Source organism: Rhizobium sp. NLR22b (assembly GCF_019685295.1).
GTDB lineage: Bacteria > Pseudomonadota > Alphaproteobacteria > Rhizobiales > Rhizobiaceae > Rhizobium.
The window spans coordinates 173,540-195,317 of the sequence record NZ_JABDWM010000009.1; the positions used below are offsets into that span (position 1 = coordinate 173,540).

At 61.0% G+C, this 21,778-nt stretch carries 20 protein-coding genes; 5 read left to right on the top strand and 15 right to left on the bottom strand.

The features are described 5' to 3' along the window. The first annotated feature begins 71 nt into the window (after window positions 1–71). The gene (gene lexA / locus HJC00_RS16725; protein WP_210631504.1) at window positions 72–791 is read left to right on the top strand and encodes a transcriptional repressor LexA; all 720 of its coding nucleotides are present in this window, start codon (window positions 72–74) and stop codon (window positions 789–791) included. Here the strand turns inward: lexA and HJC00_RS16730 are convergent. Then, window positions 772–3,204 carry a ComEC/Rec2 family competence protein gene (locus HJC00_RS16730; protein ID WP_221146564.1) on the bottom strand — a complete coding sequence of 811 codons (2,433 nt, stop codon included), beginning with the start codon at window positions 3,202–3,204 and terminating at the stop codon, window positions 772–774. The genes lexA and HJC00_RS16730 overlap by 20 nt on opposite strands. 289 nt (window positions 3,205–3,493) lie before the next feature. Here HJC00_RS16730 and gltA point away from each other — a divergent pair, with 289 nt between their 5' ends. Beyond that, window positions 3,494–4,783, top strand: a complete 1,290-nt coding sequence (gene gltA / locus HJC00_RS16735) for a citrate synthase (protein ID WP_126921050.1) — start codon at window positions 3,494–3,496, stop codon at window positions 4,781–4,783. A 27-nt stretch (window positions 4,784–4,810) separates the two neighbouring features. On the opposite strand, the gene lpxB is transcribed toward gltA, so the two are convergent. The 14 genes from lpxB to HJC00_RS16805 all read right to left on the bottom strand — a co-directional run bounded on the left by lpxB (window position 4,811) and on the right by HJC00_RS16805 (window position 19,163). Further along, window positions 4,811–5,980, bottom strand: coding sequence for a lipid-A-disaccharide synthase (gene lpxB / locus HJC00_RS16740; protein WP_221146563.1), 1,170 nt, complete (start codon window positions 5,978–5,980; stop codon window positions 4,811–4,813). After that, window positions 5,977–6,858 (bottom strand): LpxI family protein, encoded by an 882-nt coding sequence (locus tag HJC00_RS16745; RefSeq protein ID WP_210631507.1) that lies wholly within the window; start codon window positions 6,856–6,858, stop codon window positions 5,977–5,979. Before HJC00_RS16745 ends, lpxB begins: the two co-directional genes overlap by 4 nt. Before the next feature lie 3 nt (window positions 6,859–6,861). After that, window positions 6,862–7,680 carry an acyl-ACP--UDP-N-acetylglucosamine O-acyltransferase gene (gene lpxA, locus HJC00_RS16750; RefSeq protein ID WP_210631508.1) on the bottom strand — a complete coding sequence of 273 codons (819 nt, stop codon included), beginning with the start codon at window positions 7,678–7,680 and terminating at the stop codon, window positions 6,862–6,864. Further along, entirely contained in the window at window positions 7,677–8,144 is a 468-nt protein-coding gene (gene fabZ, locus HJC00_RS16755; RefSeq protein ID WP_210631509.1) for a 3-hydroxyacyl-ACP dehydratase FabZ, read from the bottom strand. The genes lpxA and fabZ overlap by 4 nt, the downstream gene beginning before the upstream one ends. Next, window positions 8,137–9,201: a UDP-3-O-(3-hydroxymyristoyl)glucosamine N-acyltransferase gene (gene lpxD, locus HJC00_RS16760; RefSeq protein ID WP_221164378.1), complete on the bottom strand. Its 1,065-nt coding sequence runs from the start codon at window positions 9,199–9,201 to the stop codon at window positions 8,137–8,139. The genes fabZ and lpxD overlap by 8 nt, the downstream gene beginning before the upstream one ends. A 50-nt stretch (window positions 9,202–9,251) precedes the next feature. Continuing rightward, window positions 9,252–11,591, bottom strand: a complete 2,340-nt coding sequence (gene bamA, locus HJC00_RS16765; RefSeq protein ID WP_210631511.1) for an outer membrane protein assembly factor BamA — start codon at window positions 11,589–11,591, stop codon at window positions 9,252–9,254. A 202-nt stretch (window positions 11,592–11,793) separates the two neighbouring features. Beyond that, window positions 11,794–12,921 carry an RIP metalloprotease RseP gene (gene rseP, locus HJC00_RS16770; RefSeq protein ID WP_221124080.1) on the bottom strand — a complete coding sequence of 376 codons (1,128 nt, stop codon included), beginning with the start codon at window positions 12,919–12,921 and terminating at the stop codon, window positions 11,794–11,796. Window positions 12,922–12,949: 28 nt separating this feature from the next. Beyond that, a complete protein-coding gene (locus HJC00_RS16775; RefSeq protein ID WP_210631513.1) occupies window positions 12,950–13,780 on the bottom strand; it encodes a phosphatidate cytidylyltransferase in 831 nt (276 codons plus the stop codon). Further along, window positions 13,780–14,523 carry an isoprenyl transferase gene (locus tag HJC00_RS16780; RefSeq protein WP_210631514.1) on the bottom strand — a complete coding sequence of 248 codons (744 nt, stop codon included), beginning with the start codon at window positions 14,521–14,523 and terminating at the stop codon, window positions 13,780–13,782. Before HJC00_RS16780 ends, HJC00_RS16775 begins: the two co-directional genes overlap by 1 nt. 37 nt (window positions 14,524–14,560) lie before the next feature. Next, the gene (frr, locus tag HJC00_RS16785) at window positions 14,561–15,121 is read right to left on the bottom strand and encodes a ribosome recycling factor (RefSeq protein WP_039619546.1); all 561 of its coding nucleotides are present in this window, start codon (window positions 15,119–15,121) and stop codon (window positions 14,561–14,563) included. A 163-nt stretch (window positions 15,122–15,284) separates the two neighbouring features. Then, the gene (gene pyrH, locus HJC00_RS16790) at window positions 15,285–16,007 is read right to left on the bottom strand and encodes a UMP kinase (RefSeq protein ID WP_064691480.1); all 723 of its coding nucleotides are present in this window, start codon (window positions 16,005–16,007) and stop codon (window positions 15,285–15,287) included. Between the two features lie 95 nt (window positions 16,008–16,102). Beyond that, window positions 16,103–17,029, bottom strand: a complete 927-nt coding sequence (tsf, locus tag HJC00_RS16795; RefSeq protein ID WP_210631515.1) for a translation elongation factor Ts — start codon at window positions 17,027–17,029, stop codon at window positions 16,103–16,105. 235 nt (window positions 17,030–17,264) lie between these two features. Further along, on the bottom strand, window positions 17,265–18,032 hold the full coding sequence (gene rpsB / locus HJC00_RS16800; RefSeq protein WP_003573382.1) for a 30S ribosomal protein S2: 768 nt from the start codon (window positions 18,030–18,032) through the stop codon (window positions 17,265–17,267). A 294-nt stretch (window positions 18,033–18,326) separates the two neighbouring features. Further along, window positions 18,327–19,163, bottom strand: coding sequence for a cell envelope integrity EipB family protein (locus HJC00_RS16805; RefSeq protein WP_210631516.1), 837 nt, complete (start codon window positions 19,161–19,163; stop codon window positions 18,327–18,329). Between the two features lie 136 nt (window positions 19,164–19,299). On the opposite strand from HJC00_RS16805, the gene HJC00_RS16810 reads away from it, so the two are divergent. The 3 genes from HJC00_RS16810 to HJC00_RS16820 all read left to right on the top strand — a co-directional run bounded on the left by HJC00_RS16810 (window position 19,300) and on the right by HJC00_RS16820 (window position 21,757). Beyond that, the gene (locus tag HJC00_RS16810) at window positions 19,300–19,770 is read left to right on the top strand and encodes a RidA family protein (RefSeq protein ID WP_210631517.1); all 471 of its coding nucleotides are present in this window, start codon (window positions 19,300–19,302) and stop codon (window positions 19,768–19,770) included. Next, window positions 19,767–20,486: a glycerophosphodiester phosphodiesterase gene (locus tag HJC00_RS16815; protein ID WP_210631518.1), complete on the top strand. Its 720-nt coding sequence runs from the start codon at window positions 19,767–19,769 to the stop codon at window positions 20,484–20,486. The genes HJC00_RS16810 and HJC00_RS16815 overlap by 4 nt, the downstream gene beginning before the upstream one ends. A gap of 80 nt (window positions 20,487–20,566) precedes the next feature. Continuing rightward, window positions 20,567–21,757 (top strand): GNAT family N-acetyltransferase, encoded by a 1,191-nt coding sequence (locus HJC00_RS16820; RefSeq protein ID WP_210631519.1) that lies wholly within the window; start codon window positions 20,567–20,569, stop codon window positions 21,755–21,757. Window positions 21,758–21,778 lie beyond the last annotated feature (21 nt).

The following is a 21,778-nucleotide window of genomic DNA, read 5'->3' on the forward strand; positions in this document are numbered from 1 at the left end:
GCTACTTGCGGAACACATATGGAACATATAGTGTCTGTTCTGGATTTGTTTCAATCAGGGGTCTGACGTCGATGCTCACGCGCAAACAACAGGAGCTTCTCCTTTTCATTCATGAGCGCATGAAGGAATCCGGCGTCCCTCCCTCCTTCGACGAAATGAAGGATGCCCTGGATCTCGCCTCGAAATCCGGCATTCACCGCCTGATCACGGCGCTCGAGGAGCGCGGCTTCATTCGCCGCCTACCGAATCGCGCCCGGGCGCTTGAAGTGATCAAGCTTCCGGAGGCCTATAACCCCAGCCTGCAACAGCGCCGCGGTTTTTCGCCGAGCGTCATCGAGGGCAGCCTCGGCAAACCCCAGCCGGTCGCCGCCCCCGCTGCCGCAAAGCCGGTCGCCGACAACGGCAACTCTGTCTCCGTGCCGGTCATGGGAAGAATCGCCGCCGGCGTTCCGATCTCGGCGATCCAGAACAACACGCATGACATCGTCATTCCCGCGGACATGCTTGGCTCCGGTGAGCACTACGCGCTGGAGGTCAAGGGCGATTCGATGATCGACGCCGGCATCTTCGACGGCGACACCGTGATCATCCGCAACGGCAGCACCGCAAGTCCCGGCGACATCGTCGTTGCCCTCGTCGACGACGAGGAAGCAACGCTGAAACGCTTCCGCCGGAAGGGCGCCTCGATCGCGTTGGAAGCCGCCAACCCGGCTTACGAGACCCGGATTTTCGGGCCGGACCGCGTCAAGGTGCAGGGCAAGCTCGTCGGCCTCATTCGCCGTTATCACTGACAGCAGCCGGACCGGATTCGGTAAAACTGTCTTTGCGCCAATCATAGGCGCGATGGCGCATCCATGGCCGCGATAGCGCCTCGAATGCGGTTGCGACCTGCAGGCCGGCATCGGCGAAGCGCAATTCGACGGAACCGGTCCTGCGGAGCGTCTCGCCGGTGAAGAGCGTCCCGCCTGAACGGCAGCTGTTGAAACGCAGGCGGACCGAGGTCACGACGATATCGGCCGTATCGCAGGCCGGGCCGAGATAGGCGGCATTGTCGATGACGGTGACGATATGGCCATTGCCGAGTCGTGATGTGCACCACGCCTTCTTGACGCAGGAAAACCGGTTTGCTTCACCGCCTGCTGCGGCTGCCCGCATCGCTGCGCTCGCTTCGTTCTGCTGATCGCGGGAAAGCCTGACTCGGCGGTCTTCTCCTTCCGGCGGGATAGCCGGACCATCCAGCATCTTCGGTGGAACATGTGTCGGCAGGACCAGCGCTCGCTGCCACTGGTCGAAGATGAAATCCGGCGGGTTTTCACGGTTGGACGCGATTGCCTCAGCCGCAACGACCGCAACCAGACCACCATCCTCCGAAATCACCAGATCCGGCGGGCGGGGAGCCGGCAGCAGCAGTACGGTGAGTGTCGAGACGGCGATGATGGATGTGCCGACATGGCGCAGCCGGGTGCGCAGCAGCGTCAGCAGCAGAAAGCCTGCCACCGCCACTGCGAAATACCAGGCGGGCAAGCGGCCGATGCCGATATCGCCGCCCCAGCCGGACACCGTCTTGGCAACCGCAATCACCAGATCGAGGCCGAATCCGACCACCGTCCAGAGCGGAGCATCCAGCCCGAAGGGCATGAGCAGCATCGCCAGCAGCCCGGCCGGCATGACGATGAAGGAGATGATCGGCATCGTCGCAAGGTTTGCCGGCAGGCCGTAAGCCGTCAGGCGATGAAAATGCTCGATCGAAAACAGGGCGGTGGAAAAACCGCCGATCAGCGAGGTCAGGAAGACGCCGCCGAAGAAACCGGCGACGACAACCACCGGCCTGATGATCGGCAATTTCAGGAAAGCGTTTTCACGGACACGCCTGTCCTTCCACAGCTGATAGCCCGATACCAAAGCCAATGTCGCGGCAAAGGACATCTGAAAGCTCGGTCCCAATACTTCCGAAGGTGAAATGGCGATGATGATGAGCGCAGAGAGAACGACATTGCGCAGGCTGATCGACGGCCGATCGAAGAAGACGGCAATCAGCATGATGGTCATCATGATAAAAGCGCGCTCGGCCGAAACCCCGAAACCGGAGATCAGGTAATAGGCGGTGACGGCCATGAGCGCACCGGCGGCGGCGATCTTCTTTGTCGGATAGGCTTGGGCGACGCCGGGAAAGAGGCAGAGCAGCATGCGGAAGCCGACGAAGAAGATGCCGGCCGACAGCGCCATGTTGAGGCCCGAGATCGCGACGATATGGGCAAGGCCGGACTGGCGCAGCGCCTCCGTCGTCGTCTTCGAGATGGCGCGCCGTTCATCCGTCACCAGAGCAGCGGCAAAAGCGCCGGTATCGCCGGGCAGGATCGATCTTATGCGGTCGCCGATGCTGCTGCGCAGCCGGTAGAGCCATTCGAGCAGAGCGTCCGACGTCGAGCTGGCCGCCTGCGGGCCTGCCTCCAAGTCGAGTTTCTCCGGCGCACCATAGAAGAAACCGTTGGCACCGATGCCGTCGAAATAGGCACCGAAGGAGAAATCGTTGAGCGCGGGAAGTGCGGGGCCCGCCGGCGGTGTCAGCCGTGCCTTGCCGGTGATGATGTCGCCGATTTCGAAAGGCGCATCGGCGCCCCGGACGATCGCGGTGATGCGTCTCGGCGGCCGTTTCAGCTCCGGAGCCTCGGTGCCTGTGACGGCAAGAATGTAGCGCCAGCGCCCGCGGCCGTCCCCTTCCCGCCGTTCGACACGGCCGGTCACCGTCGTCGTCACGGATGAATCGAGGATCACCGTCGAAGCCCGCCAGCTCTCAAACTGAGCCGAGAGCATGCCGCCGGCGAAAAGTGCCAGCGCCATCAAACTTGCGCGCAAGGCCGGCCGGCTGGGACCGGTGAGGAAAACCGCGGCCGCCGACACCAGCAAGCAGAGCAGCGATGGAACGAGGGGCAAATCCGATGCCGCAAGAAACCAGAAGGCCGAGCCGGCTCCGAGGAAGACCGGCGAGAACAGCAGCATTCGGCCATAATCGGCCTCTTCGCCCAGCATGTAGGCTCCGGCAGGCAGCGATTGCCGGGCGGCGGCCAGCAGCCGATGACGCAACGGGGTCTGCGACTGCGTCCTTACCGATTGAGTCACCACCGCAGGCGCAGGAAAATTCGGCGGATCGGCAAGGCCGGCGCCCACTTGCGGCCGCAATTCGGCTGTCGTCTGTTCCTGCATGCGCCGCCCAAAATGCCCCGCGAAGTCGCCAGAATGCAACCTTCACGCAAATCCGGCAAGAATAATCGGTTGAAATACGAAGGAAAACCCAAAGGAGCAAAAGGCAAGTCGAATCATCGGCTTCCGTTATGCGTGCGGCTCATCGCTGCGGTGCCTAAAAGGTGATGCCGCAATGCACAAAATGCCATCACGGTAACTTGGCATTAGCGTCACGATCATATAGCTATCGGAAAGGACGCTTAACCCCTATGGCGCTTTTGTGGCGCCACCGACATTTCGGAGGATCAGCATGACGGATCAAAGCGCTACAATAAAAATCGGTGACAAATCAGTCGACCTCGCCGTTAAAAGCGGCACGATCGGCCCGAGCGTCATCGACATCGGTGCCCTCTACAAAAACACCGCTTCCTTCACTTACGATCCGGGCTTCACCTCGACCGCATCCTGTGAATCCAAAATCACCTATATCGACGGTGACGAAGGTGTGCTGCTGCACCGCGGCTATCCAATCGAGCAGCTTGCCGAGCACGGCGACTTCCTCGAGGTCTGCTACCTCCTGCTCTACGGCGAACTGCCGACGGCCGCGCAGAAGAAGGACTTCGACTATCGCGTCACGCACCACACGATGGTGCATGAGCAGATGAGCCGCTTCTTCACCGGCTTCCGCCGTGATGCGCATCCGATGGCTGTGATGTGCGGCTGTGTCGGCGCCCTGTCGGCCTTCTATCACGACTCCACAGACATCACCGATCCGCACCAGCGCATGGTCGCCAGCCTGCGCATGATCGCCAAGATGCCGACGCTTGCCGCTATGGCCTACAAGTATCATATCGGCCAGCCCTTCGTTTACCCGAAGAACGACCTCGACTATGCGTCGAACTTCCTGCGCATGTGCTTTGCCGTCCCCTGCGAGGAATATGTGGTCAATCCGGTGCTTGCCCGCGCCATGGACCGCATCTTCATCCTGCATGCCGATCACGAGCAGAACGCTTCGACCTCGACCGTCCGTCTCGCCGGTTCGTCGGGCGCCAATCCGTTCGCCTGCATCGCTGCCGGCATCGCTTGCCTCTGGGGCCCCGCCCATGGCGGCGCCAACGAAGCGGCTCTCAACATGCTGACAGAAATCGGCACCGTTGACCGCATTCCGGAATATGTCGCCCGCGCCAAGGACAAGAACGATCCGTTCCGGCTGATGGGCTTCGGCCACCGCGTCTATAAGAACTATGATCCGCGCGCCAAGATCATGCAGAAGACGACGCATGAAGTGCTTGGCGAACTTGGCATCAAGGACGATCCGTTGCTGGAAGTTGCGATGGAGCTGGAGCGCATTGCGCTCACCGACGAATATTTCATCGAGAAGAAGCTCTATCCCAATATCGACTTCTATTCCGGCATCACGCTGAAGGCGCTGGGCTTCCCCACCACCATGTTCACCGTGCTCTTCGCGCTTGCCCGCACCGTCGGCTGGATCGCCCAGTGGAACGAGATGATCGAGGATCCGGAACAGCGCATCGGCCGTCCGCGCCAGCTCTATGTCGGCGAACCGAAGCGCGACTACATCCCGGTTTCGAAGCGCTGATCGCTTCAGAGCTCAAAAGAAACCCGGTCAGGAATGGCCGGGTTTTTTCTTGTTCAAAACGTCGAGAAGGATTTCGGCGGCCTGTTCGCCGGGCGGCTTTTCCGTCTGCATGCGCTGCCAGATGAGCTCGTAGCCTTCCTTCATCGCCTTAAGCTGATAGGTGTCGGCCGACAGCCTTTCCATCCAGCGCGCAAGGCTTGCACCGCGAACGACATCGTTCAGATATTCCGGCACGACCGGGTAATCGGCGATCAGGTTCGGCAGCGCACCGGTCCAGGTCTTGATGCCCGATGTCAGCATGCGCATGATCCAGTCGACCTTGTAGGCGGAGACGACGGGAACGTCGGCAAGGGCGAGTTCGAGAATAACGGTTCCGGACGCCGCCATGGCCGCATCGGCCTCGGCAAAGGCCTTCCATTTTGCTTGCGCGCCGACGACGATTTCCGGCTTTACCGCCCACGCCGCCGTGATTTCGTGGACAAGCGCTTGCCTGTGCGTCACCGTCGGCAGAATGAAGCGTGTCGGCCCATTGCGGGCGACGAGTTCATTCGCGGCGATCTCGAAGTAAGGCAGAAGCTTCTGGATCTCGGAGGAGCGCGAGCCAGGAAGAAGCAGGATCGGACCGTTACCTGGCTGCCTTCCCAGGCGCAGGCGACGTGTCTCCAGCAGCGCTGGGTCGGCGACCAGACGATGCCCGACGTAGGTCGTCGCCGGCCCATTGAGGCGCTGCATGGCTGCCGGTTCAAAGGGCAGGACGGCAAGCACGTGATCGACATAGGCGAGCATGCGCGTGGCGCGATATTCCTTCCAGGCCCAGACGCTCGGACAGACGTAATTGACGACCGGCAGATCGGGCAACGCGGTGCGCACGCGCTTGGCGACGCGATGGGTGAAATCGGGACTGTCGATGATGACAAGGATATCCGGCTTTGCGGCGACGATCTCAGCCGTGGTTTGACGGATCAGGCCAAACAGCCTTGGCAGCCGGCTCAGCACCTGGGTGATGCCCATGATCGACAGCTCGGAAAAATCGAACAGGGATTTCAACCCCTCCGCCTGCAGCCCCTCGCCGCCAACGCCGACAAGTTCCACCGGCCCGCTGTAAATCCGCTTCAGCGCCGCGATGAGATCGGCGCCAAGCAGATCGCCCGACACTTCCCCGGCAATGACGGCGATCTTCAGCGGCGCTCCGTTCATTCGAGCCCCCATGCCGGCAGACCACGATCGATGCCGCAGACGAACAACCCAGCCTCGTCGGCGGCGCTGATGACCGCGGTCCGATCAAGCACCAGCGAGCGACCGGCCTCGATTGCGATGCCGGCAAGGCCGGCTTTCGCAGCGTTCAGGATTGTGGCAACGCCGATCGCCGGCAGGTCAGCGCGAATGTCCTGTTGCGGCTTGCAGAGCTTGACGAGCACGCCGCGGCGGCGCGGCGAAATCCGTCCGGCGGTCCTGAGGCCGGCAACACGGTCCAGCATCTCATCTGTGCCCTCAAGTCCTTCCAGCGCGACAACGCGCCCGCCGATGCTGACTGCACCCTGCCCGACATCCAGCCGGCCAAGCGTCTCGGCGGCATCGGCGGCTCGGCTGATATCTCGCCGGTCTTCCTCGCCGGGGGCGGCGGCACCAAGCGGGCCAACGGAAGCGAGCAGGTCGGGGGCGATCTCGTGGGCGCCGACGACCCGCCGCCCGTTCCCCTCGATCAACCGGATCACCATCTGCAGAACCGTATCGTCGCCGCCTGAGAGCAATGTGCGAATGGCGGCCGGGACCTTCATCAGAATGCGCAACGTCGGGCGCACCTCGCGCCATTCCGGCCGGCGGCGCACACTTCCCGACATCACCACACGTCCGACGCCATATCGGTTGAAGAGGCCCTCAAGGGCGGCGAAATCGCCGATGCCGATAACGGCGTGATCATAGCCTTCCCAACGTGGATCACTTTCGTCCTTCAGCGCGACGATAACGGGATTTTCGCCAGCCGCGCGCGCGGCTTCGGCGACATAGCAAGGCAGAAGGCCACCGCCGGCGATGATCGCCAACCGGCCCGCAGCGGTGTCGCCTGTTAAAGCCACGGACTAGCCCTTCTGCCCCCGGGTCGGCGAGGACAGTGCGCGGTCGCTGTCGGCTGCAATGAAGTCGAGGATCTGCACCACCTGCTCGCAATCGGCATATTCCTCACGGATCGCGGCGGCGTTTTCGCGCACGGAGCCCGTTCCTTCGAAGATCGCCTTGTAGGCGCGGCGCACCCGGTGGATGACAGCGCGGTCGATGCCGGCCCGCGTCATGCCGACGACGTTGAGGCCGCCCAGCAGACCTGGATTACCGTTCAGCATGCCATAGGGAATGACATCGTAACTCACCGCCGACAGGCCGCCGACGAAGGCGTGGCGGCCGACGCGGGTGAACTGGTGAACAGCCGAGCCGCCGCCCAGGATAACGCGATCCTCGATGACGACATGGCCGGCGAGCATGACGTTGTTCGACATGATCACATGGTTGCCGACCCGGCAGTCGTGCGCGACGTGGGAATTGGCAAGGAAAAGGTTGTTGTCGCCAACGATCGTCTGGCCGCCGAAATCGGCCGTGCCGGTGTTCATCGTCACACCTTCGCGGATCGTGCAATTGGCGCCGACCGTCAGCGTCGTTTCCTCGCCGCCGTGGTGCACGCTCTGCGGATCACCGCCGACCACGGCCATCGGAAAGATGCGCGTGCCTTTGCCGATCACGGTGCGGCCGTTGACGACCGCATGCGCCAGGAGCTCGACATTCGCATGCAGGACAACATGCGGCCCGACATGGCAGAAAGGACCGATTTTGACGCCCTCGCCGATGGTAGCTCCGTCTTCGACGACAGCCATCGGATGAATACGGGCGCTTTCGGCGATATTGCTCATGCCTGATCCTTACGAACGATCATCGCGCCGATATCGGCTTCGGCGACAAGTGCGCCGTCGACCTTGGCGTCGCAATGGAATTTCCAGATATTGCCACGCTGCTTGTGCTTCTTCACGTGGAATTCGACGCGGTCGCCGGGCACGACCGGCTTGCGGAAGCGCGCATTCTCGATGGTCATGAAGTAGACGAGGTTGCCGGTCTGCCCTTCCTTCTTGGCGCAGATGGCGCCCGCCGTCTGCGCCATGCCCTCGATCAGCAAAACCCCGGGCATGATCGGCGCTTCGGGAAAATGGCCGGTGAAATGCGGCTCGTTCACCGTGACGTTCTTGATGCCGATCGCCGCGTTGTCGCCGTCGATCTCGATGATCTTGTCGACCATGAGAAACGGATAGCGATGCGGCAGCAGCTTCATGATTTCGGAAATATCAGCCGAAGAAAGCGTCGTCGTGGCTTCCTCAGTCATCTTGCTTGCCTCCAGGGTTCCTCCCGCGCAACTTGGACTTCGACACCTGTTGCGCGGCCTCTCTCAGATAGTCTTTTAGCGGACGTGCAGGGACACCGCCATATTGTCCGCCGGCGGCAAGGTCGGTCATGATACCGCTTTTGGCAGCGATCTGCACGCCGTCACCGATCGTCACATGCCCCTTGATTCCCACCTGGCCGCCGATCTGCACGCCATTGCCGATCTTCGTGCTGCCGGCGATGCCGACCTGCGAAACGATGGCGCAATGGCGGCCGATCTGGACGTTGTGGCCAATCTGGACCTGATTGTCGATTTTTGTCCCCTCGCCGATCACAGTGTCGTCCATGGCGCCGCGGTCGACGGTGGTGTTGGCGCCGATCTCGACATTGTCCTGGATAATCACCCGGCCGATCTGAACGATCTTGATCATGCCGCGCGGCCCCGGTGCATAACCAAAACCATCCTGGCCGATCCGAACGCCATTGTGGAGGATGACGCCATTGCCGATCAGCGCGCAAAGAATGCTCGCTCCAGCCGCAATCGAACAATCCCGGCCGATCTTGACATTCGGGCCAATGACGCTGTTCGCGCCGATGCGCGTTCCCGTCCCGATCTTGGCATGCGCACCAATCACGGCCAACGGTTCGACGATCACGCCCTTTTCAAGTTTGGCGCTCTGATCGATGATCGCGCTCGGAGCAATCTCGCTTTCACCCGAAAGAGCGACCGGACGCAATGCTGCGGGGTAGAACAAGCCTCCCGCCATTGCGAAGGCAGCATGCGGATTGGACGAAAAGATAACCGGAAGATGCGGAGGAACGAGATCGGCAAGCGCTTTGTCGCAGATCACCGCCGAGGCCTCGCATGTCGCAAACTCCTCCCGGTTACGGCGCGACAGGATATAACAGACATCGCCAGCCCGCGCCCGGCTGATGGGGGCGACAGACTTGACGATAACATCGGCATGATCGGAATTGGCGAGTTCTGCCCCAAGAAACTCTGCCAGCTCAGCGAGCCTCAGACCTTCATGGGGCAGAAAAAAACCGTTTTGCTCCATCGGCAATGCTCCAGAACGGAATTGAGTCTTACAGTTCCGGACTGCCGATATCAGAATTGGTTGTTGATGCCAAACTTGAAGTTCTGCGTCTTGTCGAAGTCTTCCTTGAGAACCGGGATTGCGTAATCCAGACGCAATGCACCGAAAGGAGACTGCCAGACGACGCCGACACCGACGGAGGCGCGCAGCGAGGCGTCTTCGCCCTCAATGCCGTCGCCCCTCAGGTCAACGTCGTTGCCGAACAACGTGCCGGCATCGGCGAAGACCGCGCCGCGCAGGTTGAAGTCGCGCGGGAAGCCCGGCATCGGGAACGTCGCTTCGGCCGATGCGGTGAAGTACGTTGTGCCGCCCAGCGGATCGTCGTTGTCACCCCTGACGCGTGGGCCGATACCCTTGTTCTCGAAACCGCGAATGTCGCCATTGGTCAGCGTGAACTGGTCGAAGACATTCAGGTGCTCACCGAAGCCGACGACATAACCCGCCGAGGCCGAAACCGAGCCGATGATATCGGCATCATCAGCAAGCAGGTGGTAGTAGCGGGCCTTGCCGTAGATCTTATAGAACTGCGAGTCGCCACCGAGGCCGGCAATTTCCTGCGTCGCCGTCGCGTAGATGCCTTCGCGCGGCAGAACAGTGTCATCGAGCGTGTTGTAGGTCAGCGTCTGCGAGACGGAGGAACGTGTCCACGGGCTGTCCTCAACGAGGTGCTGATACGGAGCGGACAGATCGGAAAGATCGCTGTTGTCAGCGTCGTACTTCATCTGCTTGTAGTTATAGCGGAAAGTCGTCGCCAGATCTTCGGTGATCGGCGCCGTGACGCGCAGAACGACGCTGGTTTCCTGGTAGTCGTAATTGTCGTTGCTCGACGTTTCACTGTGGTTGACGTCGAAGCCCGCCGCCAGGCGGTAGCCGAGGAAATAGGGTTCGGTGAAGCTGACGCCGTAGGCGCGCGAGCCTTCCTGACCGCCGCCGGCCGAGATGCGGATGTACTGACCGCGGCCAAGGAAGTTCTTTTCTTCGATCGATGCTTCGAGCAGCAGACCGTCGCCGCCGGCGGCATAACCCGCGCCGACACCGAACGAACCGGTCGACTGATCCTGCACGTCGACCACCACCACGACACGATCGGGGGAGCTGCCCGGCTGCGTGGAGATATTGACGGAAGAGAAGTAACCGAGCGCCTCCAGACGACGCTTGGCCTTGGTGATCATCTGCTGATTGAAGGCGTCACCTTCGCTCATGTCAAATTCGCGGCGGATGACGTAGTCGCGCGTACGGCTGTTGCCGCGGATCTCGATGCGCTCCACATAGGCGCGCTCGCCCTGGTCGACGAGATATTCGACGCCGATCGTGTTGTTGTTGAGGTCGCGGTTACCGCGCGGTGTGACGCGCGCAAAGGGATAACCGGCCGACGCAACCTGATCAGAGATCGCTTCGATCGACTTCTGCACTTCCTTGGCGCTATAGACGTGACCTTCCTTCGTGCGCACCAGCGGCAGCAGCTGATCGGAGCCAACACCTTCGACGGTCGACTGGACGGTCACCGGTCCGAAGTCGTAGCGCTGACCTTCCTCGATGTTGAAGGTGAGCGTGTATTTGTTGGTCGCCTCGTCGAAGCTGGCATCGGAAGAGACGATGCGCATGTCGGCATAGCCGCGATTGTAATAGAACTGGCGCAGCGCTTCCTCGTCGGCGTGAAGCTTGTCTTCGTTGTAGACGTCCTTGCGGGTCAGGAACGAAAGGAAGTTCGAACGCTTGGTATTGATGACGGCAGCCAGACGACCGGCGCTGTAGGCATTGTTGCCGACGAAATTGATCGAATCGATCTTGGTGCGATCGCCCTCGTTGATGACAAAGGCGAGATTGACGCGGCCCTCGCCGAGCGGCACCACCTGCGTCGTCACTTCGACTTCGCTGCGGCCGGTGGCGGCATAGGCATCCTTGATCGCCTGGATGTCGGACTGGATCTGCGTGTCGCTGTAAGGACCGGCAGCATGCGTCTGGACGATCGTCGCGAGCTTGTCGTCCTTGATCTTGCGGTTGCCGTTGAAGACGACCTGATTGACGAGCTGGGCCTCCTGGACGTTGACGACGAGCGTGCCGCCGGAAACCGAAATCTTCACATCGGAGAAGTAGCCCGTGCCGTAAAGCTGTTTGACCGAGTTATCGATATCAGTGTTCGAGAAACTCTTGCCCGGCGTGATGGTGAGGTTCGACCGGACAGCTTCCGCGCCGACGCGGCTTGCGCCACGCACATCGATGCGCTGGATGACCGCGGCCTCAGCGGCCGTAGCGGAAACGAACGTCAAAGCACCTGCGCCCGAAGCAACAACACTAGCAGACAGCGCAACCGCCGATACTGCGTTCAAAAACTTTGAACCAGCCTTCATTTCACCTATTACCTTTTTTCCCTCGTCCCCGTCCCCGGGAGAACCCGATTCCGGTCACGTGTGTCGTTTTACCCGCTTTTGACATACAAGCAAGGGAGGGCGTTAATTTCTGTTTACTTCATTTCCAAGCGTGACCCATTCGCCACTACAGCCTTGAAACATCGTAAATAAATAGTAATTCCCTTGCCTTACGCGTTTACCCTCAGCTCAGGGTGATGTCGTTCCAGGTCGTGAAAACCATCAATGTCAATATCATTGCCAGGCCTATACGAAATGCAATTTCCTGGGCCTTGGCACCCAGCGGTTTTCCTCTGACCGCTTCCACCGCATAGAACATCAGGTGGCCACCATCAAGTACCGGAACCGGCATCAGGTTAAGCAATCCGATCGAAACCGACAGCACCGCAGCAAGCTGCAACACTGCCCCCAGGCCAAGCTTCGCCATCTGGCCGGTAGCCTGCGCCACACGGATCGGCCCGCCCAGTTGATCAGCCCGCATTGATCCGCTGAAGATGTTGCCGATATATTTGAAGGTGTCCGTGACGATTTGCCCGCTGGCGATCACGCCCTCACGCAGCGCCTGGAGCGGCGTGTAGGTCTGCAGCCGGAAATTGCCGGAGTTCTTGTCGGTAGCGATGCCGATCTGACCGACTTCCATCTTGTTGCCGAACTGATCGGTCTGGTCGACGCGCTGCGGCACCATCGGCACATCGAGCTTCTGGCCGCCGCGCTCGACTGTGACGACAATCCTCTGGCCGGGGCGCATGCCGACATAGCGGCGCACATCTTCAAACGTCTCGACCTTGCCGCCATCGAGGGCAACCAGGAGGTCGCCGGGAAGGATGCCGGCCGCGGCCGCCGAGCTCTCCGGCTTGACCTCGGCAACGACCGGGTCGGCGATCATGCGGCCATAGACGGTGAAGAGAACAGTGAAGATGGCGATCGCCAGCAGAAAATTGGCGATCGGACCGGCTGCGACAGTCGCGGCACGTTTCCACAGCTTGGCGCCGGCAAAGGAGCGCGCCCTCTCCTCCTCGGACATGGCGGCAAGCTTGTCGCTGTCCGGTTTGCTCGACGCATCCTCGTCGCCGAAGAAGCGGACGTAACCGCCAAGCGGGATCACGGAGATCTTCCAGCGTGTTCCATGACGGTCGGTGAAGCCGAACAGCTCGGGACCGAACCCGACCGAAAAGGCAAGGATACGAATGCCGCTCCAGCGCCCGACAAGGTAATGGCCCATCTCATGCACGAAGACGAGCAGCGAGAGCACCAGGATGAAGGTGACGATGTTCCCCATCACAAATGCGTATATGCCGGTCATCGCGTCCATGGGTTCCTTCCGTCAGGCTGCCGCGTCATCAGAGGCCGAACAATGCCGCTCCGAGCGACGTCATGCCAGCCCCCTTTATCAGGGAAAACAGTGTAGCAAGCAAGAACGCCGCAAAACAGGCGAAAATCAGCCCGTCGACGCGGTCCATGACGCCGCCATGGCCCGGAATAAGACGGCTCGAATCCTTGACGCCGAATTTTCGCTTGATGAAGGATTCGAAAAGATCGCCCGACTGGCTGCAGATCGACAGGATGAGCGCCACGCCGGCGGCGGCGACTTCGGCGCCCGGAAAGAGGAAATAGGCGAGAAGGATGCCCGCTGCGACCGCAGAAACGGCGCCCCCGATTGCACCAGACCATGTCTTTCCCGGGGAGATCGATGGGGCAAGCTTCGGTCCGCGGAGCCTCCTGCCGACGAAATAGGCAAGGATATCGGTCGCCCAGACGACAGCAAAGACGAAAAGCATGGCGTAAAGACCGGGCTGGTCGTCGCTTCTGATCGCGGCGAGTGCCAGGCCCGTGGCGCCGGCATAGAAGAGGCCGACAGGCAGCCAGCGACTCGTGCCGTGCAGAATGATCAGGGCTATGCCGACGGCGGTGACCCCGGCCAGCATGCCGGCGGCGAATTCGAAATTGCCGACAAGCACGAGGAAGGCGACCGCCGCTTCGCCGATCCAGCCGACCACATTGGCGACCCAATCCCGCGCAATGCCGGTTATCTTAGACCATTCATAATAGATCAGCAGGCCAATCACCGTCGCCAGGGTGCGAAAGGCAGGGCCGCCATACCAGGTGGCGACGAGAACGATGACCGCGAGAATCAATCCTGAAACGATGCGGAGCTTCAATTCCCTCTGCATCAGGTGCCGACCGCAGCTGCCTGCGATGACAGGCCGCCGAAGCGCCGGTCGCGGGAGGCGAATTTTTCCAGCGCCGAGCGGAAAATCTCCGGGCTGAAATCGGGCCAGTATTCCGGGACGAAGATGAATTCCGAATAGGCGGCCTGCCAAAGCAGGAAGTTGGAAAGCCGTTCCTCGCCGCTGGTGCGGATGATGAGATCCGGATCGGGGATGCCCGCCGTGTCGAGACGGGCGTTGATCAGCGCGGGGGTGATGTCCTGTGCCCGCAGGCGGCCGGACTCGACGTCCTTCGCCAGACTCACCACGGCGCGCGAGATTTCATCGCGCGAGCCGTAATTGAAGGCGATGACCAGCGTCAGCGCCGTGTTGTCCCTGGTGGTCTCCTCCGCCTCCAGCAGCAGGCCGAGAATGTCGCTGCGCAGGCTGTGGCGGTCGCCGATCACCTTGATGCGCACATTCTGACGATGAAGCTCGGCCAGGTCGCGACGAATGAAAGCCTTGAGCAGACCGAGCAGATCGGAAACCTCGGCTTCGGGCCGGCGCCAATTCTCCGAGGAGAAGGCGAAGAGGGTGAGATATTTTATGCCGGCCGCACCGGCGGCGCGGACTGTCTCGCGTACGGCCTCGACACCCTTGCGATGGCCCATCGTGCGCGGCAAGCCGCGCTGCTTGGCCCAACGGCCATTGCCGTCCATGATGATGGCAACATGCTCTGGCACAGTCACAAATACAGATTCCGACATTTCCCGTCCGGTCTTTCCAGGCAAAGGCACAGGTCCACTAGACCTGCATGATTTCCTTTTCCTTCTCGCCAAGCAAGCGGTCGATTTCGGAAATCGTCTCGTCCGTCATCTTCTGTACGCGTTCGGACTGCGCACGGCTCTCGTCCTGGCCGATTGCACCGTCCTTTTCGGCTTTCTTGAGTCCGTCCATGCCGTCGCGGCGGACATGGCGAATCGCGACCTTGCTCTTTTCGGCATAGTCGTGCGCCACCTTGACGAGCGACTTGCGGCGCTCCTCGTTCAGCTCCGGCAACGGAATGCGCAGGCTCTGGCCGTCGACGATCGGGTTGAGGCCCAGATTGGATTCGCGGATGCCACGTTCGACGGCGCTGACCATCGACTTGTCCCAGACGGAAACCGTCAGCATGCGCGGCTCGGGCACGGTGATGTTGGCGACCTGGTTCAAGGGCACGCGCGAACCATAGGCCTCGATCGTCACCGGATCGAGGATGTTGGCCGAAGCACGGCCGGTGCGCAACGATGCGATGTCGCTCTTGAATGCAGAGACCGCGCCGTCCATCCGGCGCTTCAGTTCCTTGATATCGATACCTTCACTCATGTCGATGCTCCCGTTTAGAGCGATGCCGAAAAGTCAGCGGTTTTCGGGACGTCTCATGCTCTAATTCTTTAATGTAGAACATGTTTCAGATTTCAGGCCAACCGGACCTAAAGCTCAACCATGTTCTAGCGAGGGCTGCGCCGAAACCGCGGCGCAGCTTGTATCAGTTGTCGGAGACGATGGTCTTGAGGCCACCGCCCGTCAAGATTTCAGCAAAACCACCCTTCTCGTGGATCGAGAAGACGATGATCGGAATGGAATTTTCCCTGGCAAGCGCCACGGCGGCAACGTCCATCACCGCAAGCCCCCTGTCCAGCACCTCCTGGTGGGTCAGGCGGTCGAAGCGGGTCGCATCGGGATATTTCTTCGGGTCGGCGGTGTAGATGCCGTCCACCTGCGTGCCCTTGAAGATCGCTTGCGCGCCCATTTCGGCGGCGCGCAGTGCTGCGGCGGAATCGGTGGTGAAGAAGGGATTGCCGGTGCCGCCGGCAAAGATCACCACGCGTCCCATCGACAGATGATAAAGGGTCGCTCGCTGCGAGAAGCTCTCGCAGATCTCCGGCATGGAGATGGCCGAAAGCACCACCGTATCGATGTTCAGCTTGCGCAGCGAGGTTGCCAGCGCGAGCGCGTTGATGATGGTGCCGAGCATGCCCATATGGTCGCCGGTCACCCGGTCGCCGCCTTTGGATGCGACTGCGACACCGCGGAAGATATTGCCGCCACCGACGACGACGCCGACTTCCACGCCCATATGCCTTGCCTCGGCGATATCGGATGCAATGCGGTCCGCCACCGCGACATCGATCCCGAAGCCCTGGCCACCCATGAGCGCTTCGCCGGAAGCCTTGAGCAGAACGCGTTTATAGACAGGCTCTAAAGACATCTTGGCTCCTCGTAAATTGCCGTGAATGCCCGATACACGAAGGGCACCGCGTTGTCACGCGATGCCCTGGCGTTTTCCCAATTATGGCTGAAAGATCAACCCTTGACGGCAGCCGCGACTTCAGCCGCGAAATCGGTCTCTTCCTTCTCGACGCCTTCGCCGAGCAGGAGACGTGCCATGCCGGCAACTTCGATCGGGGCGCCGACGGCCTTTTCAGCTTCCTTGATGGCGGCTGCGACGGTGAGATCGGGATTGATGACGAAAGACTGCGAGAGAAGAGCGACTTCCTCGAAGAACTTGCGCATGCGGCCTTCGACCATCTTTTCGATGATGTTGTCGGGTTTGCCCGAAGCGCGCGACTGCTCGATGAAGACGTTGCGCTCGCGTTCGGCGACGGCGGCATCGACCTCCTCCGGGCGGATCGCCAGCGGCGCGGTCGCAGCAATGTGCATGGCGACCTGGCGGCCGATTGCGTTCAGGGCTTCCTTGTCACCGGTCGACTTCAGCGCCACGAGAACGCCGAGCTTACCAAGGCCGTCGGAAACCGCATTGTGGATATAGGTGGCGACGACGCCGTCCTCGACGGAGAGAGCGATCGAACGGCGCAGGTTCATGTTCTCGCCGATCGTTGCGATCGCATCCTTGATGGTGTCGGAAACGGACTTGCCGGATGCCGGGTAGGTCGCAGCGCCGACGGCCTCGACAGTGCCGTTCGTCGAGACGGCGACCTTGGCGATGCCGCGGACGAGATCCTGGAAGGCATCATTACGGGCGACGAAGTCGGTTTCGGAGTTGACTTCGACGACGACGGCCTTCGTGCCTTCGCTCGAAACGCCGACGAGGCCTTCGGCGGCGGTACGGCCGGACTTCTTGTCAGCCTTGGCGATGCCCTTGGCGCGCAGCCAGTCGATCGCCGCTTCCATGTCGCCGCCGGTTTCAGCAAGAGCCTTCTTGCAGTCCATCATGCCTGCGCCGGTCTTTTCGCGCAGTTCCTTCACCATTGCAGCCGTAATCTCGCTCATTATCTTCCTCTTGTCGGTTCAAACGGTGGACCGCAAAGCGGCGCGGCACCGGATTGAGGCACGAAATGTACCTGTATGTATGACAGCGTGATGAAGACGCGCCATAACGAAACTTTACTGACGGAGCGCCTGACGCCTCCGCCTTGAAACAGGTAAGGCCGCCGAACTTCGATGAGTCGCGAGCGGCCTTCCCAGTCTGCAAGCTTTGACGGAGTTTTGTCTCCGCCCGCCTTCATCAGCCTTCGGCTGCTTCCTCGAGAGCCGGCTCGACCGGAACTTCGGAGGATGCGCCGAGATCACGGCCGGAAGAGCTCTGCTGGCGCGCAATGCCGTCGATGGCAGCGCGGGAGATCAGCTCGCAATACAGGGCGATGGCGCGCGATGCGTCGTCGTTGCCCGGGATCGGATAGTCGATCAGGTCCGGATCGCAGTTCGAATCGATGATGGCGACGACCGGGATGCCGAGGCGCTTGGCTTCGTCGATCGCGATCTTTTCCTTGTTGGTGTCGATGATGAACATCAGGTCGGGCGTGCCGCCCATATCGCGGATACCGCCGAGAGCCTTGTCGAGCTTTTCACGCTCGCGCTCGAGGTTCAGGCGTTCCTTCTTGGTGAAGCCCTGCGCTTCGCCATTGAGGATCTCGTCGAGCTTGCGCAGGCGCTGGATCGAGTTGGAGATCGTCTTCCAGTTCGTCATCATGCCGCCGAGCCAGCGCGAGTTGACGTAGTACTGGGCCGAGCGCTTGGCGCTGTCGGCTATGATCTCGGACGCCTGGCGCTTGGTGCCGACGAAGAGAACGCGGCCGCCGCGGGCGACGGTGTCGCTGACGACCTGGAGGGCGCGCGACAGCATCGGAACGGTCTGGGCCAGGTCGATGATGTGGATGTTGTTGCGATCGCCGAAGATATACGGCTTCATCTTCGGGTTCCAGCGATGGGTCTGGTGGCCGAAGTGGACGCCTGCTTCAAGAAGCTGACGCATAGAAAAATCAGGCAATGCCATGCCTTGTTACTCCTTTTCCGGTTGAACCTCCGCAAGACGAACAGCACCCTCTTCGAGAATGCCACCGGCGGAACAGCCCGGATTTCTCCCGGGCGATCCCATGCCTTACGTGTGGAATGCCGGTGCCCATACATTCGAATTGGCACGAAAGCAAGGCCCATGCTGGAAAAACCGATCCAACGCCCTATGCAGGACAACAATTGACGTCATCGCAGCGGAAGATCAGCTTGCTGACGGCACTTTGACCGTTGCTGATCGGCGAGCCCGGCGTTTTCCGATCGCTGGAGCTGCGGCCTACTTGCAGACCTCAGCCTTGTGATCGAGCAGCTCGAGCTTGGCAAGCTTCCCGGTCAGGACGAAATCGCCATAATCCATCGTCAGGTCGCGGGTGATGCCGTTCTCGTAGAGCTTGAACGACATGCGATAGACCGGCACCGAATCCGATTTTGCATTCTCGTTGAAATAGGCAATGGTCACCGGCCAGAAGGCTGTCTTCGAGAAGGCGCCGGCATTGCCGGCGTCGGCTTCCTCGGCAGCGGGCGTTTCCTGCTTGCCGACGATCGTCGTCGTCACCAGCGACTTGTCGCCGTCATCGGAACCGTCGAAAACGCGGGCTTCGAAGAAACGTTTTCCCTCCTTGGCGTTCTGGATCACATCGAGCATATGCTCTGTCGGAAAGCGGCTTTCGCCAAGCTGCAGCTCGCGGCTCGCCGGCTGCTTGAGATCGACCTTGACGCCATCGGCCTGATTTTCGGCCGCGCCGTTGACCTCCTTGTCGAGTTGGTCGTCGGTGAAGGATTTGGTGTCGAAGGTAAACTTGCGGTCCTTCAGGTTCTCGAAGGTCTTTGTCTGCTGATCGCTGACGCGCACGCTGTCGCCGGTATCGATCTGCGTCACGAAGCGGAAATTTGTAGTGAAGCCCTGGCAATAGCTGCCGTCGAATTCATAGACCATGCGGCCGTACATGGAGGCGATGCCGGAGCGGTCCGACGCGTCCTTCAATTCCAGATCGTAGACCGCGCGATGGGCGACGAGGCCGGTCGCGATCGCAGCACTTGCCGCAGGCGCAGCCGCCCATGCATGGGCGGAAAGGCCGGCGAGAAGCAGAGCGGCTAGACTCGATCGGAACATTCATTCACTCCTGTTGGACTCGGCCGCGATGTTATAAGAAAGCTTTCGGCCAAATCGAGGCTCGAAGCTGTCATATTAAAGATTCTAGTCTTGATGCATAATTTTTGAAACATTGACAACAAAAGCGGAGACGAAAATGTCCAATGAAATTGCTGCGCGCCTGAGCGAGATGGGGATAACCCTGCCTGAAGCTGCGGCACCTGCCGCAAACTACGTTCCGTATGTGATCAGCGGCAATCTTCTCTACATCTCCGGACAGCTGCCGCTCGAAGGGGGCAAGGTCGCGGTATCCGGCCATCTCGGCAAAACGGTCGACGTTGCGAGCGGCCAGCGTGGGGCCGAGCTCTGCGCCATCAACATCCTCGCCCAGGCCAAAGCTGCGCTCGGCGGCGACCTCGGCCGCATCCGGCGCGTCATCAAGCTGAACGGATTCGTCGCCTCGGCGCCCGACTTCATCGAGCAGCATCTCGTCATCAACGGCGCCTCGAACCTGATTGCCGGTGTGCTCGGCGAGGCCGGCAAACATGCGCGCGCCGCCGTCGGCATGGCCGCTCTGCCGCTCAACGCCGCCGTCGAGATCGACGCTATCATGGAAATCGCAGAATGACCAATGCGGACTGGATCAAGGACGTGCCGGTCGCCCATCGCGGCTATCATGACCTGAATAAGCTTGTCTGGGAAAATACGCTTTCGGCCTTCTCGCGCGCGGTCGAAGCCGGCTTTGCGATCGAATGCGACCTGCATTACGCCTCCGACGGCGTACCGATCATCTTTCATGACGAGGATCTTCAGCGTCTGTGCAATCTGAACGGCGACGTCCGCGAGCGCACCTCCAGGGAACTCGGGCTGATCGCCGTCGGCGGCACGGGCGACAAGGTGCCGACGCTCCGCCAGCTCCTAGACCTCGTCAAGGGCAAGGTGCCGCTGGTGCTGGAGCTGAAGGGCCGTGAGGCCGACGACGAGGGTTTTGCCGAATCCGTGCTCGAAGTACTCGAAGGCTATGAAGGCAAGGTGGCGCTGATGAGCTTCGACCATTGGCTGCTGCGCGATCTGAAGGCGCTTGATGCACCCTACCCGCTCGGATTGACGGCCGACGGCAATACGCCGGAGCAGTTCAGAACACATGCGCAGGCGATGGAGATCGGTTTGGATTTCATCTCCTATTATTATGGCGATCTGCCGAATGCCTTCATCACAGGCGAACGCGAAAAGGGCTTGCCTGTAATCACCTGGACGGTGCGTGACGAAGAGGCATGCCGGCGTACATTTCAAAACGCCGACCAGATGACCTTCGAAGGCTTCGATCCGCGCGAGGCCGTTTGATGCTCGCTTTTTGGCCAAGATCATGCGCAGACTGAGGTAGAGCCGAACCGTCCCCTCCCCACAGGCTTCGCATTTGCCCCATGACCGATGAACTATCCATTCGCGTAGAACGCTCCTTCACCGCGATTTCCCCGGAGAGCTGGTCCAGGCTTTCCGGGGCGTCGAAGACTTGCAGCACGCTTGCCTACAATCCCTTCGTCTCGCACGCTTTTTTATCGTCGCTGGAGGAATCCGGCTCGGCCGCCGCCGAAACCGGCTGGCTCGGCCATCACCTGCTGCTCGAAACCGATCGCGGCGAGCTGATCGGCGCCCTGCCCGGCTATCTCAAAAGCCACAGCCAAGGGGAATATGTCTTCGACCATGGCTGGGCCGACGCCTTCGAGCGGGCCGGCGGGCGCTATTATCCCAAGCTGCAGTGCTCGATCCCGTTCACGCCGGCGACGGGGCCGCGTCTTCTCGTCGCCGAAGGGCTGCAGCGATTGCCGATCCAGAGCGCGATCGCCGAAAGCCTGAAAGAGGTCGTGCGCCGGCTCGGTGTTTCCTCGGCCCATATTACCTTCGTCCCTGATGAAGAGATCGGCGTCTTCGAGATGGATGGCTATCTGCACCGCACCGACCAGCAGTTCCATTTCATCAATGACGGCTACGCCAATCACGACGAGTTTCTCGAAACGCTCGCTTCGCGCAAACGCAAAGCATTGCGCAAGGAGCGCCGCGCCGCGCTCGAGAACGGGATCAGCGTCGATTGGCTGACCGGCCGCGATCTGACGGAGCGGATCTGGGACCAGTTCTTCAAATTCTACATGGATACCGGCGGCCGCAAATGGGGCCGGCCCTATCTCACCCGCAAATTCTACTCGCTGATCGGCGAGCGCATGGCCGACGATATCTTGCTCGTCATGGCCAAGCGCGACGGGCGCTATATTGCCGGCGCGATCAATTTCATCGGCGGCGATACGCTCTACGGCCGTCACTGGGGCTGCATTGAGGACCACCCCTTCCTGCATTTCGAGGTCTGCTATCACCAGGCGATCGACTTCGCCCTGGCGAAAGGGTTGAAACGGGTCGAGGCCGGGGCGCAGGGCGAACATAAGCTCGCCCGCGGCTACCTGCCGGTGACGACGCACTCCGCTCATTATGTCGCTCATGCCGGACTGCGCCGCGCGATCGGCGATTATCTCGCGCGCGAGCGTGCCGATGTCGAACATATGAGCGAGGTGCTGGCCGAACACAGCCCCTTCCGCAAGGGTGAGCGTCAGCAGGAGGATTGACGCCGCCCCGCCGAGCGCGCT